Source organism: Streptomyces sp. NBC_00249, assembly GCF_026342355.1.
Classification (GTDB): domain Bacteria; phylum Actinomycetota; class Actinomycetes; order Streptomycetales; family Streptomycetaceae; genus Streptomyces.
The window spans coordinates 866,210-883,627 of sequence record NZ_JAPEMV010000003.1; the positions used below are offsets into that span (position 1 = coordinate 866,210).

18 protein-coding genes and 4 pseudogenes are annotated in these 17,418 nt (G+C 69.3%); 13 read left to right on the forward strand and 9 right to left on the reverse strand.

Going from position 1 to position 17,418, the window contains the following annotated elements:
• Positions 1 to 69: 69 nt before the first annotated feature.
• Together OOK31_RS17900 and OOK31_RS17905 are read left to right on the forward strand one after the other, a co-directional pair.
• The gene (locus OOK31_RS17900) at positions 70 to 309 is read left to right on the forward strand and encodes a hypothetical protein (RefSeq protein WP_267088227.1); all 240 of its coding nucleotides are present in this window, start codon (positions 70 to 72) and stop codon (positions 307 to 309) included.
• A gap of 466 nt (positions 310 to 775) precedes the next feature.
• Complete coding sequence (locus tag OOK31_RS17905) at positions 776 to 2,095, forward strand: PQQ-like beta-propeller repeat protein (RefSeq protein WP_267088228.1); 1,320 nt, start codon at positions 776 to 778, stop codon at positions 2,093 to 2,095.
• 367 nt (positions 2,096 to 2,462) lie between these two features.
• Here OOK31_RS17905 and OOK31_RS17910 read toward each other — a convergent pair whose 3' ends face one another.
• Complete coding sequence (locus OOK31_RS17910) at positions 2,463 to 2,618, reverse strand: hypothetical protein (protein WP_267088229.1); 156 nt, start codon at positions 2,616 to 2,618, stop codon at positions 2,463 to 2,465.
• Between the two features lie 849 nt (positions 2,619 to 3,467).
• Here OOK31_RS17910 and OOK31_RS17915 point away from each other — a divergent pair.
• Positions 3,468 to 3,974, forward strand: coding sequence for a hypothetical protein (locus OOK31_RS17915; RefSeq protein WP_267088230.1), 507 nt, complete (start codon positions 3,468 to 3,470; stop codon positions 3,972 to 3,974).
• On the opposite strand, the gene OOK31_RS17920 is transcribed toward OOK31_RS17915, so the two are convergent.
• Positions 3,965 to 5,377, reverse strand: a complete 1,413-nt coding sequence (locus tag OOK31_RS17920) for a VCBS repeat-containing protein (RefSeq protein ID WP_267088231.1) — start codon at positions 5,375 to 5,377, stop codon at positions 3,965 to 3,967. The genes OOK31_RS17915 and OOK31_RS17920 overlap by 10 nt on opposite strands.
• A 552-nt stretch (positions 5,378 to 5,929) precedes the next feature.
• Between OOK31_RS17920 and OOK31_RS17925 the strand changes: the two are divergent.
• Positions 5,930 to 6,201 (forward strand): annotated as a pseudogene (locus OOK31_RS17925) (IS630 family transposase); the annotation flags it as partial.
• A 533-nt stretch (positions 6,202 to 6,734) separates the two neighbouring features.
• Here the strand turns inward: OOK31_RS17925 and OOK31_RS17930 are convergent.
• Positions 6,735 to 6,875: pseudogene (locus OOK31_RS17930) on the reverse strand (IS5/IS1182 family transposase); the annotation flags it as partial.
• Positions 6,876 to 7,227: 352 nt separating this feature from the next.
• Between OOK31_RS17930 and OOK31_RS17935 the strand changes: the two are divergent.
• Positions 7,228 to 7,815, forward strand: coding sequence for a pentapeptide repeat-containing protein (locus OOK31_RS17935; RefSeq protein ID WP_267088232.1), 588 nt, complete (start codon positions 7,228 to 7,230; stop codon positions 7,813 to 7,815).
• 540 nt (positions 7,816 to 8,355) lie between these two features.
• Here the strand turns inward: OOK31_RS17935 and OOK31_RS17940 are convergent.
• The 3 genes from OOK31_RS17940 to OOK31_RS17950 all read right to left on the reverse strand — a co-directional run bounded on the left by OOK31_RS17940 (position 8,356) and on the right by OOK31_RS17950 (position 9,863).
• Entirely contained in the window at positions 8,356 to 8,610 is a 255-nt protein-coding gene (locus OOK31_RS17940) for a hypothetical protein (protein WP_267088233.1), read from the reverse strand.
• A gap of 37 nt (positions 8,611 to 8,647) precedes the next feature.
• A complete protein-coding gene (locus OOK31_RS17945) occupies positions 8,648 to 8,845 on the reverse strand; it encodes a hypothetical protein (protein ID WP_267088234.1) in 198 nt (65 codons plus the stop codon).
• A gap of 325 nt (positions 8,846 to 9,170) precedes the next feature.
• On the reverse strand, positions 9,171 to 9,863 hold the full coding sequence (locus OOK31_RS17950; protein WP_267088235.1) for a TetR/AcrR family transcriptional regulator: 693 nt from the start codon (positions 9,861 to 9,863) through the stop codon (positions 9,171 to 9,173).
• 53 nt (positions 9,864 to 9,916) lie between these two features.
• Between OOK31_RS17950 and OOK31_RS17955 the strand changes: the two genes are divergently transcribed.
• Positions 9,917 to 11,035: an NAD(P)/FAD-dependent oxidoreductase gene (locus OOK31_RS17955; RefSeq protein ID WP_267088236.1), complete on the forward strand. Its 1,119-nt coding sequence runs from the start codon at positions 9,917 to 9,919 to the stop codon at positions 11,033 to 11,035.
• Between the two features lie 275 nt (positions 11,036 to 11,310).
• Here OOK31_RS17955 and OOK31_RS17960 read toward each other — a convergent pair whose 3' ends face one another.
• Together OOK31_RS17960 and OOK31_RS17965 are read right to left on the reverse strand one after the other, a co-directional pair.
• On the reverse strand, positions 11,311 to 11,859 hold the full coding sequence (locus OOK31_RS17960) for a hypothetical protein (protein ID WP_267088237.1): 549 nt from the start codon (positions 11,857 to 11,859) through the stop codon (positions 11,311 to 11,313).
• A gap of 400 nt (positions 11,860 to 12,259) precedes the next feature.
• Complete coding sequence (locus OOK31_RS17965; protein WP_267088238.1) at positions 12,260 to 12,733, reverse strand: lamin tail domain-containing protein; 474 nt, start codon at positions 12,731 to 12,733, stop codon at positions 12,260 to 12,262.
• A gap of 479 nt (positions 12,734 to 13,212) precedes the next feature.
• On the opposite strand from OOK31_RS17965, the gene OOK31_RS17970 reads away from it, so the two are divergent.
• The 4 genes and pseudogenes from OOK31_RS17970 to OOK31_RS17985 all read left to right on the forward strand — a co-directional run bounded on the left by OOK31_RS17970 (position 13,213) and on the right by OOK31_RS17985 (position 14,807).
• A complete protein-coding gene (locus OOK31_RS17970; protein WP_267088239.1) occupies positions 13,213 to 13,446 on the forward strand; it encodes a hypothetical protein in 234 nt (77 codons plus the stop codon).
• Positions 13,447 to 13,473: 27 nt separating this feature from the next.
• Positions 13,474 to 13,602, forward strand: a pseudogene (locus OOK31_RS17975) (AAA family ATPase); the annotation flags it as partial.
• Positions 13,603 to 13,653: 51 nt separating this feature from the next.
• The gene (locus tag OOK31_RS17980) at positions 13,654 to 14,157 is read left to right on the forward strand and encodes a hypothetical protein (RefSeq protein WP_267088240.1); all 504 of its coding nucleotides are present in this window, start codon (positions 13,654 to 13,656) and stop codon (positions 14,155 to 14,157) included.
• Between the two features lie 461 nt (positions 14,158 to 14,618).
• Complete coding sequence (locus OOK31_RS17985; protein ID WP_267088241.1) at positions 14,619 to 14,807, forward strand: hypothetical protein; 189 nt, start codon at positions 14,619 to 14,621, stop codon at positions 14,805 to 14,807.
• A gap of 69 nt (positions 14,808 to 14,876) precedes the next feature.
• On the opposite strand, the pseudogene OOK31_RS17990 reads toward OOK31_RS17985, so the two are convergent.
• A pseudogene (locus OOK31_RS17990) lies at positions 14,877 to 15,017 on the reverse strand (DUF6207 family protein); the annotation flags it as partial.
• Positions 15,018 to 15,343: 326 nt separating this feature from the next.
• Between OOK31_RS17990 and OOK31_RS17995 the strand changes: the two are divergent.
• The 3 genes from OOK31_RS17995 (at position 15,344) to OOK31_RS18005 (ending at position 17,136) form a co-directional block, all read left to right on the forward strand.
• Positions 15,344 to 15,634 carry a hypothetical protein gene (locus tag OOK31_RS17995; protein WP_267088242.1) on the forward strand — a complete coding sequence of 97 codons (291 nt, stop codon included), beginning with the start codon at positions 15,344 to 15,346 and terminating at the stop codon, positions 15,632 to 15,634.
• An 87-nt stretch (positions 15,635 to 15,721) separates the two neighbouring features.
• Complete coding sequence (locus OOK31_RS18000) at positions 15,722 to 16,807, forward strand: IS630 family transposase (RefSeq protein WP_267088243.1); 1,086 nt, start codon at positions 15,722 to 15,724, stop codon at positions 16,805 to 16,807.
• Between the two features lie 200 nt (positions 16,808 to 17,007).
• A complete protein-coding gene (locus OOK31_RS18005) occupies positions 17,008 to 17,136 on the forward strand; it encodes a hypothetical protein (RefSeq protein ID WP_267088320.1) in 129 nt (42 codons plus the stop codon).
• Positions 17,137 to 17,418 lie beyond the last annotated feature (282 nt).

The following is a 17,418-nucleotide window of genomic DNA, read 5'->3' on the forward strand; positions in this document are numbered from 1 at the left end:
CAGGCGCGCCGCACTTCGCGCACACCGTGTGGCACGCCCCGCCCCCGCCCCGTGAAGGAGCACCAACCCATGGCCCGCATCTCCATCAAGGTCGAACCGCTCCACGAAAACGGCACCGTCTGCCTCCACGCCGTCAGCCCCTCCGGCAAGCCCCGCGACCCGAACTCCGGCTGCACCGGTCGCCGCTCCTACCGGGTCCAGTGCAGCGCCTGCGGCACCGTCGGCACGCCGCACGGCCTGCGCGTCCTGGCCGAGCCCGAGCAGACCAAACACCGCGGGCAGCACCCGACGGCCCTCGCCAACCGCTGACCACCGCACCCGCCCGCCCTCGAACGGCGGCACGCAGCACCACCCCTGTTCGGCCCGGGGCGACCGCCGGCTACGAGCCCGGCCGCCCCGGACCCCTCCCACCACGAAGATCGGAACGCGATGCTCACACAGCTCTGGGTCGGCACCTACCACGGCACCCACGACGGACAACACGTCGCCGTCACCACCACACGGAACGACGAGCAGGACCTCCCCTACGGCCTGCAGTGCACCTGCGGCCTCACCCAGCGCTTCACGGATCCGATCGGCATGGACCGCGCCGAACCCGCCCCTTCCCCGAGACGGAGACCGCCCGATGAAGCGCCTCTCTCACCGCTGCGCCACGCCCGGCGCCCTCAGCCCCGAAGACCAGGCCGTCGTGGACGAATACCGAGCGATGCTCGCCGCCGTAGACGTCGTCCTGTGGATGTAGCCATGGTCCGCGATCGTCGCTTAGCCTGCCCCGATGGGTACACCGGGGGGACAGCAGAACGTCGGCCGCCGCCAGGTCCTGAAGCTGGCGACCGGTGCGGTTGGCGGGCTCGCCCTCACCACCTCCGCGTGCGACGTCATCGGCGGCGCACCGGAGGAGGCCAAGCCGCTGGCTCGCACGCCGCTGTGGACCTTGGCTCTGCTGGACAAGGACGGCAGCGGCAAGGGTTTCGACCACGTGGTGCATCAGGACGGCGTGCTCTACGTCAGGTCGAAGAACGAGGGGCTGTACGCGATCGACGCGGCCACCGGGCGCGAGCGCTGGCGGGCGCCCTTGGCCGGCGCCCTCCCCGGCGCACCGGCCGTGACGTCGCGTGCCGTGTTCGTCGCCACGGACGGCGGCGCCGTGCACGCGCTGCGCACCGCAGACGGCGAGCAGATGTGGCGCCAGGCCCCGGCAAGCCGCCTGCGTGAGCCCAGCGCGGGGGCCGTGTGGACCAGCGGTTCCGTCGCCCTGGTCAGCTTTCTGCCGCACACCTACGACGATGATCCTGACCCGCCGCCCATTGCCCTGTATGCACTCGACACGAGGAACGGGGACCTGCTGTGGCACACCGAAGCCTCGATCCTGGAAGTGCGCGACGGCCTCGCGTACGTCAACCCGCCGGACAAGAGCCTGACCGCACTCGACCCCCGCACCGGCGCTGTCCGCTGGTCGGCACCGCCGGAGAAGTCGGGGGGCCGGTGCACCTTGGACGCCTACGCCGCGGGATTGCTCTTCGGGCGCGACGGCAACGTCGGCATCGGCTCGAAGCTGGTGGCGTACGACCCGCGCACCGGCGACGTCCGCTGGACCGCACCAGCGGCGCACGCCTCGGTGGCGGTGGCGCACGGCGACGCCGTCTATATCAGCGCGCCCGGCCGACGCCGGGGCGACCAACAGGAGCTACAGGCCTTCGACGCCACGTCAGGCAAGCGCCGCTGGACCGCGCCCGCCTTCTCGACCACGCTCAACGAAAGCCCCGACATCGCCGCTGACAGGGACTGCGCGTATCTGAGCTGGAGCGAGGACAGCATCGACGAGGACCGCACGACGCTGCGAGCCTATGACGCGCACACCGGGCGTGAACGCTGGCGCAGTAGGCGCCCTGACTCCTCCTATGCGGCGGACGTGGCCCCCGGGAATCTCCTGTTCATCTGCTACTTGCGGGACTGGTACTGCTATGACACCAGCACCGGCAAGGCCCTCTGGCGAGTCAGTGCGGGAGAGAGTACCTCGGGCCCCCCGCCACTCGCCGCCGACGGCCTTCTGTACTTCGCGAACGACGAAGGCGTACACGCCCTCCGCCTCTGACACCCCGCCGCTGCCCGCGCTACCCACACCGGCACGGCGGCTACTGGTGGGACGGCACCACCTGGCACAGGCCCGGCGTGGTCTTCGACGGCGCCTACGAACGCTACGACGGCCGCCCCGTCCAGGACGCGCTCACCGTCACGGCCGCGGACCTCCTGGTCCAACCCGCCAACCCGGGCAAGGTCGGTGCCGCCACCATCGCCGGGTTCACTGCGCCCACGACGGTCTTGCCCAACTGGCGTGACCATCCGGCGCTGTGGGCGGAGCACCGCCGGCGCGTGCCGGACGCGGACGGTCCTGGCGCCGGGCTCGTGGGTCACGCTGTAGACGTGCCGGCGCCCGGCCTTGAGGGCTGCACCCATCTCGTTCAGGCCCCGGCCGTCCTCGTCGTTGCGCAGGTGCCGTTGCCGGACCGGCGGACATCCAGGTGCTGCATCCCCCGGACGGAGTGGAACGCGGTGCCGAACCACTCCGTCGGCTGCCCGCCCTCACCGCGCGGGCTGCGCGGCTTGTGCTGTCCCATCCTGTGCCTCGCAGACGTGACCCGTGCACGGGCCGATCGGTCCGCTGAGCCCCGGCCCGCAGGAGGGTTACACCGGAAGGGGGCTGGACAGTTGTCCGCACGGTTGCACTAGGCGGGGGACCGGAGGTACTACCGGAGGTGTGAACCCCCGACGCTGGTGATCTTCCGTTTGCACAGGTCAGATGCCGTGGGCAAGCCTCCGTCGAAGACGACACGTGCCGCATCGTTCCGGGACCCTCGCTGCCCAGGCCGCAGGGCTATCTGGTGGCTGCTTGTGACGTCCGTGTGCTGCTGTGTGTCGGCGGGAATGCCGGGTCGGCGAAACGGTTCGCCGCAGTGCCGCCCGCCGAGAGGAACCCGCTCATGAGCACCCCCGCCCCCCGCCCCTCGGTCGCAACCTGGGTTCCTTCCCGACCGTGCATGCGCTGCCATCGAACATATTGCCGATATGGGGCCGGTGGGAATCCACTTTCTCTGGGGTGGGACAGCTGTCGTGGGACGTGGGGTGAGGTGGGTTCGTTGATCCCCCGGGACTCGTTCTCGGGGGTTGTGGCTCTGCGGCGGGTTGTTGCACGACTCAGGAGTTGCTGATGCGGGCGTTTCCCGTGATGATGCCGTCCGGGCAGAGGTACTGAAGGGTCCTTGATGGCGACCACCGCCCGCGCGGACGCGATGGACGCCGACACCGTTGGAGTACCTACTGGTCGCGATCCTTGACCGTGAGCGGCCGGATCCCGCGGCAGAGCTGATGGAGCAGTCCTCCGGGCAGGTCGGGAAGCAGGTCAGCGCGAGACGGCCTTCGGTGCTCTCTCGCGTGCGGATCAGGGTCTGCTCGGCGACTCTGGGGACATGAACAGCAGAAGCCCGGGGCAGGATCCGGCAGCCTCGGCGGTCCGAGCCGACTACACGGGTGCCATCTACGGCTCGCTGCTCGCCGCGTCCGTGGTGGTCGGTGCCGGAACGCCCGGAACGTTTCCTCGGCTGCAACTCGTCCTGCTGCTGCTGTGCACCGGTGTGGTGTTCTGGGCCGCACACGTCTTCTCCCGACTTTTCGGGGTCCGGATGGTGCACCACTTGAGTTGGGGCGTGGTCCGCCGTACGTGCAGGGAAGAGCGCCCGATCATCGAGGCGGCTGTCCCACCGGCCGTCGCCGCGGCCATCAGCCCACTCTTCGGGCTGGGACCTCAGGGGATGGCATGGCTGGCACTCGGGGTCGCTCTGGCCGGACAGGTGGGCTGGGCGGCCTTGGCCGCCAGCCGCGTCGGCGCCCCGCGCGGACTGATGGTGATTGCCGGTGCGATCAATCTGTTCCTGGGGTTGATCATCGTGCTTCTGAAGGTTGCGCTTCAGCATTGAGGGCCTGCCGCCGTGACCCCCTCGGCAGGTCCGAGAAACTCGGCTGGGTCGTCGCGAGGTGGAGCGGGTCCGCAGCGGCATGCCTCGGGGAGGGAACGCCAGTGCCGCGGGGCGCCCATTCGCCTGTTCCGGTCCTGCACGGGAGAGGCGGCCGCGTTGTGGGAGGGCTGCACGATGTTTGAGCCCTGTCCGAACACCGGCGCCGGGCGGCAGGCTGACCGCCTTCTACCGTGAGAACACGGTGTCCAGTCGTCCTTCATGCTGACGACGATCCAGCCGAGTTCCTTTGCTTCGGCCAGGGCGGTGTCGGGAGTACCGCAGGGGCGGGGAGGGCGGGACGGCTGGTCCGGCCGCGTGCTGGGCCGCGTAGGCCGCCACCGGGCACACGAACCACCGGTCGGCTTCCTGCGGCGCTGCGGCGCTGCGGGCACGGGCGCGTACGCGCTGTCGTCAGGCAGGCGGAGCGGCGGGCGTTGCGGGGGAACGGCTTCGCCGACGTCGCGGTCCGGAACCGGAGAGATGCGTCCGGCGCTCAGCAGGACCAGGTCGATCAGCAGACCACCAGCCGCCGCTCGTCCGACCTGCGTACGTCGTCGTACGGCACCGGACGCGCCGTCCGTGGCGAGCAGCACGACTTCCTCCGTGGCGAGCAGCACGACTTCCTCGGCCAGCGTCAGCCCCGTACCCGCTCCCTTCGCTGCAGTTGCCCGCGGATCACACTCCGGAGCGAACCCCGCCGGAACCGGACCTCCTACAGCAGTGCGTCGCGTGCCCCGGTACAGCCACACCACACCCGCGGCGTCCTGCGCCACCAGGTCCGCCCGTCCGTCGTCCATCAGGTCACCCGGGCCCGACAGCGAGCGGTAGATGCCCCAGCCCGCACCGATCCGGGTACGGGCACGGAACGGGTCGGTGAGGTTCCCGGCGCCCGCGCGCAGCCACAGCACCCCGGCCCGGTCCCGCGCCACCAGGTCCGGGTTCCCGTCACCCGTCACGTCGGAGGCCCCGACGATCCGGTCGTACCGCTCCCAGCTGCCATCGAGGGTGGTCCGGTCGCCGAACTGCCAGTTCGGACCGGTCCGCCCCTCGTACACGTACAGGTTCCCCTTCGGGTCGCGGGCCAGCAGGTCCGCCGCCCGGTCAACCGTCACATCGGAAGCGCCGACCAGTTCGTCGTACGCGTTCCAGCCGCCGCTGACCCGGGTCCGCGGGACGAAGCCGTCGTAGCGGTCCATCCCGTAAAACCAGAGCACGCCCGACCGGTCCCGGCCAACGACCCCGTCGCCTGAGTTCCGCCCCGTGACCGGGGACAGCTTCACCAGCCGGTCGTACCGCCCGAAGCCCTTGCCGACCAGGTCCGTGGGCTTCTTCTCGAACGGCGCTGCCCCATCGCCCAATCTCACGGTGCGACCACAGCCGGCCGTCCTTGCCGCGCGCCAGCAGGTCGTGCCGGCCGCGCACCGGGCGGCGGCTGCCCACCGCGAACTGCCCCACGGAGGCCGGGTTGCACCGGTCCTCGTTCCACACCCGGAGGGTGGCGGCCGCCCTGATCCTCCAGGGCCGCCACCCTCCGGCCGCGCCTTCAGCCGGTACGACACCGTCACCTCGTCCGGCCGCCGCACCGTGCAGACGATGCTCGGCCCGTAGGCCGTCAACCCGCCGTGGCACGTGACGCACTTCGCTGGGCCCGTCACCGATCGCGATGCCCGGCTCGTTCCCGTCCCAGGGCCGCTGCCCCTTGGCCGGCGCGAACGAGATCTCCAGCTCCGTCGCGTCCACCACGTTCATCTTCACGGCCTACCGGACCGAGCCGCCCGCCTTCAGGCCGCGCGTTCAGATCCACCACGTTCCGCGCCACGTGCTCCGCCGTCTTCACCGTCACGGTCCGGGCCGCGTGCCGGCCGTCCTCGGTCCGGGCCGCCGCCGTCTGCGCCTGCCGGACGGCCCGCTCCACACTGCCGCCCTCCGGCACCAGCACCCGCTGGTCGATCCGCAATCTCGCCGATCACCTGCGACGCAACCTAGCCAGGCATGTCCGGATCGGCCGCGAGACCCTGCGCTGTCTACTGGCCCGCCGCGGGATCTCCTTCCAGAGGACGAAGACCTGGAAGGAGTCCCCGGACCGGACTTCGACGCCAAGCTGGAGCGGATCGACTACCCCGTCAACGAGCGGCCCACCCGCACGTTCGCCTTCGACGAGTTCGGCCCGCTGGGCATCCGCCCGACCGGCGGCTGCGCTGGCGCAACCGACATGCCCGCCACCCCGACCGTCCTGGCCGCCCAACGACGCGAGCGTGCCCGCATCCGCAGCGAGAAGGCCTTCGCTGGGGCGGGCGCCAGAACCACGAGTCGAAGCTTCCCAGGGCCTGCAGGGCTGGTGCGAGTCCGTATCGAAGCTCGCAATGGACCTGGACGTAGTGGTCGTGTTCGCCGTGGCTGTCGGCGATCTCGAACTGTCGGGTGAGGTCCAGTGTGAACGTCGGAGGACCGTCGAACGAGTAGGTCCCGTACTGGAATAGAAGGCCATCAGCATCGGGTGTGTCCGGGACGCCGAACAGCCGTCGGCCGAATCGGAGGTAGGCAAGCCAGGCGTCTTCCGTGTCAATGTCAGCAAGCGCCCGCCGCCCGGCCTCCAATTCGCCCTCAAGCAGTCCCACGGCCTCGTCCATCGACGGTCTCCGCGTCATGCCCACCCCCCCTCGTCCGCCGCTGCGGGGGCTCAGCGCACTCAACCGGCGAACCTTCCCGGTCACAGCACTAGGGGAGGCCGGTTCGCTGCCGGAACGGAATCCCGTTGATCACGCGACGGTGGCATTGCCAGAGTCCACCCCGCCCGCGATTCGCCGGCGAGTGCGGCTCCAGCCGAGCCCACTCTTCATCCGAAGGATCTCCCCGCTTCATACCACCCGAAACGAGCTCCCAGCAGGAGCGTCACATGACCCATCGGATACGACCTAGCCCTCTCGCCATTTGTGCAGAAAAGCAATGGAATTAAATCAAATTCCGTCAAGCAATTCCACTGTGACGTGTTTCCTTTTTCGAATGCGCGGCAGTAGTCGCAGCGGGCCGGCTCCACTAACCACCCCTTACCCCCGACGGGGTGCGAGCCATTTGTCATGCATTCGCAGGACCGTGGACGCAACCAAAAGAGTGCCTCCCATCCCTCAAAGGTGAGATTGACCCTTACGGGGGGCAGGTCTGGAGTTGCTCACGTCACCCAACGGGAGCCTCGCCCAATCGAAAGGAATTCAGGATGCGAACGAACACCACCGTCCGCCGTACCCTAATCGCCGCGCTCATCCTCTCCGGTTATGCGCTGACCGTCCCCGCGGCCTACGCCAGCCCCACCCTCAGTGTGGCCGTCGCCTCTCAGCGAGCCGATGCCGACCAAGTCGCTCTGCTCAAAAGGAGCGTGGCGGAGTGGAACCAGTGGCGTACGGACAACCCCAGCGTCAAGCCCGACCTCACCGAGGCTGACCTCGCCGGGGCGAACCTCCTTGGGGCCGACCTCTCTGCCGCGGACCTCACCGACGCCACCCTCACCGACACGAACCTCACCGAGGCGAACCTCAGCGAGGCCAAGCTCACCGGCGTGAAGGCAACAAGCGCCCTCCTCTTCAGTGCCAACCTCGACAACGCCAACGCCCAGAGCGCCAACTTTGAGGGTGCCAACCTCTCCAGCGCCAAGGCCCGTCACACGGTCTTCGCCAGCGCTGATCTCAGGCGAGCCAATCTCGCCGAGGCCGACCTCGCGGAGGCCGACCTCACCGGCGCCAACCTCGAAGGAGCCAATCTCAACTGCATCAACCACCCCCAATGCACGTCCACCCCTGCCGGGTGACCGTAAGGCGGCTGCGGCACCGCGAGTGACGGGCGCCGGAAGAGCTCTCCCCGTTGTGAGCTGGGAGGGCCCTTCGTCGTGCTGGTGGTGCTAGCGGTGGCCGTTGTGCAGGTAGGGAGAGAACGCCACCGAAGGGTTCACGAAGAGAACCGGGCCGCTGCCCTGTAGCCGGCAGGAAAGGACGTCCAGCACATTCCTGGTGGTCCCCTCTTCGCTTTGCCTCTTCTTGCCGCTGGCCCGGGCCTGGATGCGGCGGAGGAAACCGGCGGCCGTCATCGCCGGCCCGCAGATGGTGCCAAAGTCGCACGAGCAGCTGGCCACGCCACATCAACGGCCCGGCGCTACCCCCGGATGTCCGTGCGGGAACAAGCCCACCCGGATGGCCGGGGACGCTCGTAGCGGTGTTGCCGTCCTCCCGCCGCCATCTGTCCCTGGGGGCCTGGCGGTGTCTGTCGGCGTCCATTCGGGTGTTCCGATCCGGGCTCGGCGGTCTTGGACGAGCTGCTGCCAGCGGGCGCGCACCGTCTCAAGGCCGTCGAGTCAGTGGGCGGAGGAGCCGTTGGGCAGGCGGAGGCCGGCCATGAAGGGTGCGATGTCGGCGTAGTAGGCGTAGTCCCCGGTCCGGGCGAGTTCACGCAGCCGGTCGATGACGGCGCGGACCTTGTCCTCCTCCCTCTGGACGGCGTGGTGGAAGGCAAGGACGAGTTCGAGGACTGCCTCAGCCGCAGTGATGCCGGTGTCGCGGATCTCGGCCCGCAGCGCTCGGGCGGCCTCAAGACCAGGTGGTACGGCCACAGCCCGAAGGGCTGTTCTCGGATGAAAGGCCGCTCGATCAGCCGCTGGGCCGGGGCCTCGTGCGCCAGGCCGCGGTGGCGGTGGCGAGGGTGAGGCCGAAAGCGTCCAGCGGGCTGATGGAGCGCAGGACGTGGCGCTCGTCGGGGGTGAGGTCGGAGAGGGTTCGGGCGATCAGGGCGCCGAAGTCGTGGTCGAAGTCGGAGGGGACCGGCTCTCGGGTACGGCGGATCTCCAAGAAGCGGAGTACCGATAGATCGAGGTAGTGCGGCGGGCCGTGGGCGCGGTCGGTGATGCTCTGCCGGACGGCGGCGTTGATGAGGGGCTGGCCGTCGCGGGAGAGCCGGCGGGCGAGGTAGTCGTCGCAGTCCTCGGGTGAGAAGTCGCCTTTACCGACGCTCGATGTGTGCGGGTGAACTCTGAACTGAGGCGATGTGTCGCGTAGATGTCCGTGACGGTGTTGAGCCGCACATCAAAGCAGCGGCTTTGCACGTCGACGGGTCGTTCACCAACGGTCGATCCGCGCGACCCCGACCTCGCTCACATTCGGCAAGAGCTGAGCGTCACGCCGGTGGCCGGGTGAGTTTGGCGGCCAAGGCGTCCAGGACCCAGTCCAGGCCGGTCGCGAAGGATGTCTCGGCGTCCACGTCCGTGCCGTCGTACACGGCTTTGGCCAGCGCCGGGAAGCGGCCGGTGGCCAACATTCTCGTCACATGAGGGCCGGAGGCGCGCTGCCAGTCGCGCTTGGACAGGCCCGTGGCGCGCTCGGCCCGCAGGTTCGCGATCTCGCGCCTGATCGCGCCGGTGAAGTAGGCGCTGACAGTCTCCACGGCGCGCATGACGGTGTCGATGTCGGCGAGGCCGTCGAGGGCGGCCAGGGTGGCCTCGGTTACAGCGAGGCCGTTCGGGCCCAGGGTCGGGCGGCCGCCGAGCAGGTCGGCCAGCCATTCATGACGGAGAGCGGCCTGCCTGGTGCCATGGGCGAGGATGCACAGCGCCTCCCGCCAGTCACCGGGCTGCTCCTCGGGGAGAACCTCGGCCTGGACGTCGTCCACCATGAGGTCGAACAGCTCCTGCTTGGTGGAGATGTATCCGTACAGCCGCATCGGGCCGGCGTTCAGTCGGGCGGCGACCTTTCGCAAGGACACCGCCTCCAGCCCGCCCTCGTCGGCCAGCGCGATGGCGGCGGCGACGATCCGCTCCCGGTCGAGCGGCACAGGTTGAGCCGGCGGCTCCGGCCGGTCCCACACAGTCATGGTCACACCGTTCTGTTGCGATGCAGAGCAATGGGGAAATACAGTGTATCGACATGAGACACCGTATCGCCGTGGTCGGGAGCGGCCCTGCCGGCCTTACCTTCGCCCGGGTCCTACACCGCCATGGCCACCCCGTCACCGTCCTCGAACGCGATCACGCCCCCGACGCCCGCCCCCCGGGCGGCACGCTGGACCTGCACGAAGGGCTGGGCCAGCTCGCGCTGGACAAGGCGGGGCTGCTGGCGGAGTTCCAGGGGCTGTCTCGCCCTGAGGGGCAGGCGATGCGCATCCTGGACACGGCCGGGACCGTCCTGCGCGACTGGCGACCCCGTCCAGGTGATCGGGCCAATCCCGAGATCGACCGCGGGCAACTCCGTGACCTGCTGCTCGGCCCTCTCGACGTCCGGTGGGGTCGGGGCGTGACGCAGGTGGTGCCGGGAACCCGGGACGGCGTATTGGTCCATTTCGCGGACGGGCGGCAGGAGACGTTCGACCTCGTGGTCGGCGCGGACGGCGCCTGGTCCCGGACCCGCCCGGCAGTCTCGCCGGTGACGCCGCACTACACCGGCGTCACCTATGTCGAGACCTCCCTCGACGGCGTCGACACCCGCCACCCCGACCTCGCCCGGTTGATCGGCGACGGTTCCGTGGCTGTGTACGGCGTGAACCGAGCTCTCGTCGCCCAGCGCAACAGCGGCGGTCACGTCAAGGTGTACGCCCAGTTCCGCGCGCCGCTGGACTGGAACACGAACCTGGACCTGGCCGACGTCGAGGCCGTGCGATCGAGCCTGCTGGCTCTGTTCGACGGCTGGGCCGCTCCCGTCCTCGGCCTCCTCCGCCACGGCACCGCGTTCGTCCACCGCCCCCTCTACGTCCTGCCCGTGTCCCACACCTGGACCCACGTCCCCGGGGTGACGCTACTGGGCGACGCCGCCCACCTGATGCCCCCGTTGGGGGCGGGCGCGAACCTCGCGATGCTGGAAGGCGCCGAACTCGCCGAGTCCATCACTATCGGTCCTGAAGATCTGGACGAGGCCGTTCGTGCCTTCGAGGAACAGATGTGGGCACGGGCCGGCAGGTGGGCGAAGATCACGACGGCCGGTCTGGAACGCCTCGTGAGCCCGGACCCCGCCGAAGCCCTCGCCCTCTTCGACCAGGTCCAGCCATCCTGACTGCCAAGCGCAAGAGCACCAGCACCAGCTCGCCACGGCTTCGCGGGTCAGTACGGCACTGCGCCGGTCCGATCCTCCTCGCGGGTGTGTTCGAGAAGTTGGGATTCGAGGTCGGCGATGCGCTTCTCGGCGAACCGCAGGTTGGAGCGGGCGCCTTCGAGTCGCTCCTGGAGTGAGCGGTGCTCTCACGTCATCTGGTCCAGGCGGCGCTTGAGTGACGCGTTCTCGGTGTGGAGGGCTGGGGCGGAGTCCGCCGGATCACGTGCCGTGGGCGGCTACAGGCCAGAAGCGGGTACGGCGCGTTCCCACTGCTCCTCGAACTCTTCCCGGGTGATCTCCTGGCCTGCCAACTCCGGGTCGAAGAAGTCGACGACCGGCGGGTTGAAGGGCCAGTCGTCAGGTCCGCTCCTGATGCGGCCGCTCCCGTCCTCAGCCAGCTCCACTTCGCGGGTCCGGCGCCCGTCCGATTCAACCTCCATGAGGTAGACCGGGCCGCCGTCGTCCTCGCCGTCCCAGTGGCGCCGCACATACACGATGCTCCTGTCCGCGAGCGCGCCGAAGCCAGGAAGCCCGCGCTGTACGTCGCGTTTGGCCCGCAGGTCGTCCAGACCTGGAGGCATGAGTGGCGCATCGATGTCGACTTCTTCGAGCTTGTCGCCCTCGGCCCAGGTCACCGACTCCTGCCTGGTGACAACCTCGGTCCACGCGAACGTTTCCAGGACCTCCCGGGCCGACCGCGCGTGGACCCACCACCATGAACCGCCCATCCCATAGTCGTGCAGGACGAGGAACCGCGTTTTGGCTGCGGGATTTGAAAGAGTCACAGGACCGGACCCTAACAACGGAGCCGTCAGACCTGTTCAGCTGGTCGGTCCACCTTGGATGGCAACGATCCAGGTTCAGTGACAGCGGACACCGTTCTCATGAGCATCGACCTTGCCCTTCACCAGGTGCCCCGCAACAAGTTCAACACCTGCTGCGCGTTCTCACGGACAAGGACTTCGCTGTGGCACCCGACCGCTGGTCAGCACCCCGGTGGTGGGGAACTTGGGTGTGCAGGTCTGTCTCACCCCAGAGCGTCGGGTGGGGAGATTCGTCGAGCCCCGTCAGAGGTTGGGTGCGGGTCTGCATGGGTGTGGCGTGCCGCGGCTGGTTTGCCGTGGCACGCCCTCGGTTCAGCTGGTGGCAGTTCACGGTCCCGGTGGGTGTGGCTGCCGGGGTGGGTCAGCGGTGGTGGTGGTGTCCGCGGCGGCCCCAGCTTTCGGTGTCGATGACGTTGCCGCGGTTGTCGCGGAGGGTGGCGGTGTCGCGCTCGTCCCAGATCTGGTGGCGGCGGTCCTGGTAGACGTCGCGGTGGGTGTCGCGTCCGTTGCCGGTGTGGACCTTGACGCTGGAGTGGCCGTCGAGGCGGAGGTCCTGGAAGCGGTAGCGGTTGCCGTCGCGGTCGGTGAGGGTGAACCCGCGCAGGTTGACGCTGTGGCGACCGGTGTTCTTCACCTCGACCCATTCGCGGTTCAGGGCGCGTTGGTCGCGCCCGCGGTCGGCGTTCTCGACGTCGCCGATGGCGATGGAGGAGTGCGGGCCGCGGTGGTCGCGCCGGTGGTCGTCGGCGGCGGCCGGTACCGCCGCGGCGCCGATGAGGGCGCCGACGGCCAGGAGGCCGGCGAGAGTGCGGCGGGTGGCGAGAGAAGCAGACATGCGGATGACTCCTTGGGCGGTCAGCCCGGCCCGGCCTCATGCACGCCGGACGGGCTCCGAACAGTTCCCGGCGTCCTGCCGAGGAGCCCCACTCTGGCCCCGAATCACGCCTGAACCGGCGAAAATGGCGCGTGTTGCCCAATGAGGACATATCTGTAACTCTCCCTTGTAGAGGGCATACGTCAAGCCGCATTGACCCCCGGAGGCGGCAGGTCCGATCCCTGCCCAGGAGGCCCATGGACCGCAGCGTCCCGCCTCACCGATGCCGCCGCCCATAGCCCTGCGCCGAACGGGTTCAACGCCTCGTAACAGCCACTTCTGTAATTCCTCCGAACGTCCCCCGACAGCACGACGACATCCGCGACGGAGGGGAGCAACAGATCCGCCAGCCGCCGCGCAACCTCATCCACGGCCCGAACTGTCAGCGCACGGTCTACGCGTATGCCGAAGTGAAGTGGGACGGCCCCGCATTCCGCGAGGTGGACGATCCGACGATCTTCGACGGGGCCAAGCTGCGGTTGCAGATCAAGCAGTCCCGCCAAGGCACCGACCCCGTGGTGGGCGAGCGCGATTTCACCGCGATCGAGGGTCGGCGGGAGGACAGCACGTCGAACGCCGACCACAACGGCCACTACCGCACGCCACGATCAGCCACCGGGCCGGCCCCGGCGCCCTGGCCCGACACGGTTTCTGTTCCTGGACTGGCACGGTGACGGCCGCGGCTACGGACACCACGACTAACTGACCCTCGCCTCTGCGCGGCCATCGTCGACTGGCTCACCTTCAACGGCACCATCATCGAGACCGGCACGGACTCCTACCGCCTCGCCAGCACCCGATCCCGAACCGAACAACCCGCAGCGGGCTGACCCCCTGAAACCGCTGGACTGCTGGTCAGGGCACCTGTCAGGCTCCGCCTTGTGGAGATTCTCGATGTCCTGACCAGCATGGCGAAGACAGGTCGGCTGGGCCCGGTGTTCAGCGGGGCCGGCTGGAACGATGTGACCGCAGCACTCGGCGATCCGTGGGACATCGGAACAATGAGCCGGAACAGAAAGTGGCCGCGACTCTTCGCCTACGGAGACCTTGAGCTGAGTGTCTGCCGCTGCCGCGAGGTTTCCCTCATCTGCGTCCAGACCTGGCGTGACGTCGTCGAACTCCCTCCGTCGGTTGTCGGGGGGACAGGCACCTTCCCGGCAGGGCTCAAGCACGCGGACGTCGTTTCCGCCTTGGACAGGGCCGGCTGTTCCTGGGAGCCGCATGCTCCTCTGACCTTCGGCAACCAGTGCTCGCTCACGGCGATCGCGTCAGGAGCGAACTTCACCTTCGAGATCCCCGAGGGCGAGGAACCCGTGCTGAACGTCATGGGCCTGCCCGGCGACGGACACGACTGCTCCGCACGGACCGCAGGCCAAGATCGCTGACGCGAAGCGCCATCGAAACTCGGGTTCTGGCTCACTTTCCGTGGAGCATGAACTCTGAGTGACGATTGCCGGGCGAGTGGGCCCGGGGGAAGATGCCCTGAATTGATCCGTACGAGGGACGCGGAGGCCCAGGGTCGGCCGACGCTGCCTTGCTGCCCGTAGACCGGAGCCATGGCACAAAACAAGATGCAAGAGGACGTGGCCGCACTCCAGCGCCACGATCCCGACGACATGTGGCACGCCCTCACCCGCTTTCACGCCTCCCACCCCGAGCCGGTCGACCGCTTCGAGTCGTTCGAACGGCCGGAGGTGCTGCTGTCCCTCCTAATCCGGACGACGTCCTCTTCCGGGCGCGGGTGGAGCTGTCCGAGGGAGAGACGATGGCCCACCTGCACGCCCTCACATCCGCGTTGACCAGCTCTGTCCGTGCGGCTCCGGGCTACGCCGTGCAAGGGGAGGTGTTGGAGATCCTGGTGGGCACCCGGCACGAACTCACGCTGCACCCCGCCCACGTCCACGGCCTCACCCAGCTCCTGCGCCAGGCCGTCGGCACCATCGGCGCCCGCAGCACGCCTGGGGGCCGGTGTTTCCACTGCGACGGCACCGGGCTTGCCCGCCCGCTGTGGGAGCTGGCCGCCAGCCAATCCTGAGCGCCTGGGCAAGCCCAAGGCGACCCTGGGCAAGCCACCCGCGAGAGGCGGCTTGCCCAGGGCCTGTGGCTACGGGCCTTCCCGGCCTGGGCGCAGGACGTCGGCGTAGATTCGGGCCCGGACACCAGGCTCGCCGGGATCCCGGCGTACGTCGGCGATGCCCGAGGTGGCCCAGCGCTCTTCCAGTGTGGCCATGACGGCCCGGACGGTGTCTTCGTCCCCGTCGGCGCTGCTCGTCGATCGGCTTCATGACCGCTGCGGCGGCGGTGGAAGCGAGGCGGTTCGCCGGCGGTCTCGGCTCCACCCGCACGAGGGATTCGAAGCCTGGCTCCGGCCACGGGGCATGACGTTCTCGTGCTGTCGGGGTGCGGCCCCCGTCGCGGCCCTGGTGGCCAGGGCCGCACCCCGTACTCCCGAACGTACTCCGCGGCCGGAGGCGTCGGTGCGGCTGTCCGCGAGCTGCGGCCCGGGGTGGGCGTCACCTGTTCGCGCGCGGCCGGGTGCGGGTGGGGAGGGACGGGGGAGAGGCTGGGCGCATGGCTGCCAAGCTGATCGTGTACCCGCCCGACGAGCAGGGCTGGCGCCGGGTGCGTTACGACGGCGTCGCCATCGGGGTCGCGCACCGCCCGTCCGCCATCCGGGTCTTCCTCGCGGCGGCCGGGCTGGAGAACGCCGAGGACGTGGACCTCACCGCCCCCGACTTCGTGGAGTGGCGAGGCGCTGGCCCCCGAAGGCTGGGAGCCCTCCCGCTGAGCCTCCGTGAGGGTTGCACCGGAAGGGGGGCTGGACAGTTGTCTGCAGGGGGTGCACTAGTGATCTGGTTGTGAGTTCGTTCGGCACCACGTGAGTCGTGTTCCGTACCAGTTCCCGGGTTCGGCTGACGGGTGCTGGTCGGCTTCGGTCTGCTGTGGTTTGTGGGTGACAGCAGGCTGGAGCCGCTGGTCTTGAGTGAGACCGAGCGGCAGGTGTTGAACAACTGGGTCAAGCGCCGCCAGACCGCGCAGGGTCTGGCCCTGCGGGCCCGGATCGTGCTGGCGTGCGCGGAGGGCGGGCCGAACCTGGCGGTGGCCGCCCGACTGGGCGTGAACCGGGGGACCGTCACCAAGTGGCGGGCCCGGTTCCTGCGGGACCGGCTGGACGGGCTCGCGGACGAGCCACGGCCCGGGGTGCCGCGGACCATCACGGATGCCCAGGTCGAAGAGGTGGTGGTCCGCACCCTTGAAGAGACTCCCGCGGGCGGGACGCACTGGTCCAAGCGGGAGCTCGCCAAAGCCGTGGGGATCTCTCCGGCGAGCGTGCTGCGGATCTGGCACGCCTTCGGCCTGCAGCCGTGGCGGACCGAGACCTTCAAGATCTCCCCCGACCCGTTTCTGATCGACAAGATCCGTGACGTCGTCGGCCTCTACCTCGCCCCGCCGGCCAACGCGGTGGTGTTCGCTGTGGACGAGAAACCGCAGATCCAGGCCCTGGAACGGACCGCACCGGTGCTGCCGATGCTGCCTGGAGTCCCCGAGCGGCGAAGTTTCGACTACGTCCGGCACGGCACCGTCGATCTGTTCGCCGCCCTGAACACCGCAACCGGCAAGGTGATCACGAAACTGTCCGCGCAGCACCGGGCCGTGGACTTCCGGGACTTCCTCGACGAGATCGACCGCCAGACCGACAAGGGCCTGGCGGTCCACGTGATCTGCGACAACCTCTCCGCCCACAAGGCACCGGTGGTGCACAAGTGGCTGCTCGCGCACCCCCGCTTCCAGCTCCACTTCACACCCACGTACTCGTCGTGGATCAACCAGGTCGAGCGGTGGTTCGCCGAGCTGGAACGGCGCTGCCTCGAACGCGGAGTTTTCTGCTCCCTCGACGACCTCAAGGCCGCACTCGAGAACTGGATCAAGGTCTGGAACGACGAGGCCAGGCCCTTCAAATGGACCAAGACTGCCGACCAGATCCTCGACCGCATCTGCCGCTACTGCTCACGCATCTCCGAACCAGATCACTAGGCGGGGGACCGCAGGTGTGACCGGAGGTGGGAGCCGGGCGAATCGGACACCACGTGTTTCCGCAGATCACCCGCGGTGGGCAAGCCGGTCGCACGCGCCGACACCTCTTCCCCACGCAGTAGCCGTGGGGAAGAGGAACACCCCGCGTTCGGGGCCTGCCGCCCGGATCGCGTGTCGGTGGCGGCTGGAAGGCTGGTCGGATGAACGGTGACGAGCAGGTGCTGAACGGCCGTGTCTACGGCGCGGAACACGACAACCCAACCCCGGCCCGCTTCCGCACCGGACCTACGCCGAACTGGTCGGCGGCCCGCTGGACGGCCTGCTGCTGAACATCCACGGGTGGCGGAGCGAGGAAGTCGACGACGGCGCTGCGGGCGCTGGACATCTGGACCCGGGCGGGGCACCGTCGCCTCCGGATGGTGAACCCCTCCCGGGCGGTCCGCTGCCTCCTCGCCGTGGTGCCGTCGGTGCTCCTGCCGCGCGGCCTTTTCCCCCCGCGGCCGCCGGACGGGCGGCCCCCCACGGTCCGCCGTTCCCGAGACCACCGCGAGAAGCAGTTCACCGTTGACGTCGATCCATGAGGACTGCCCTCCGGACCGCACCGTGAGGGA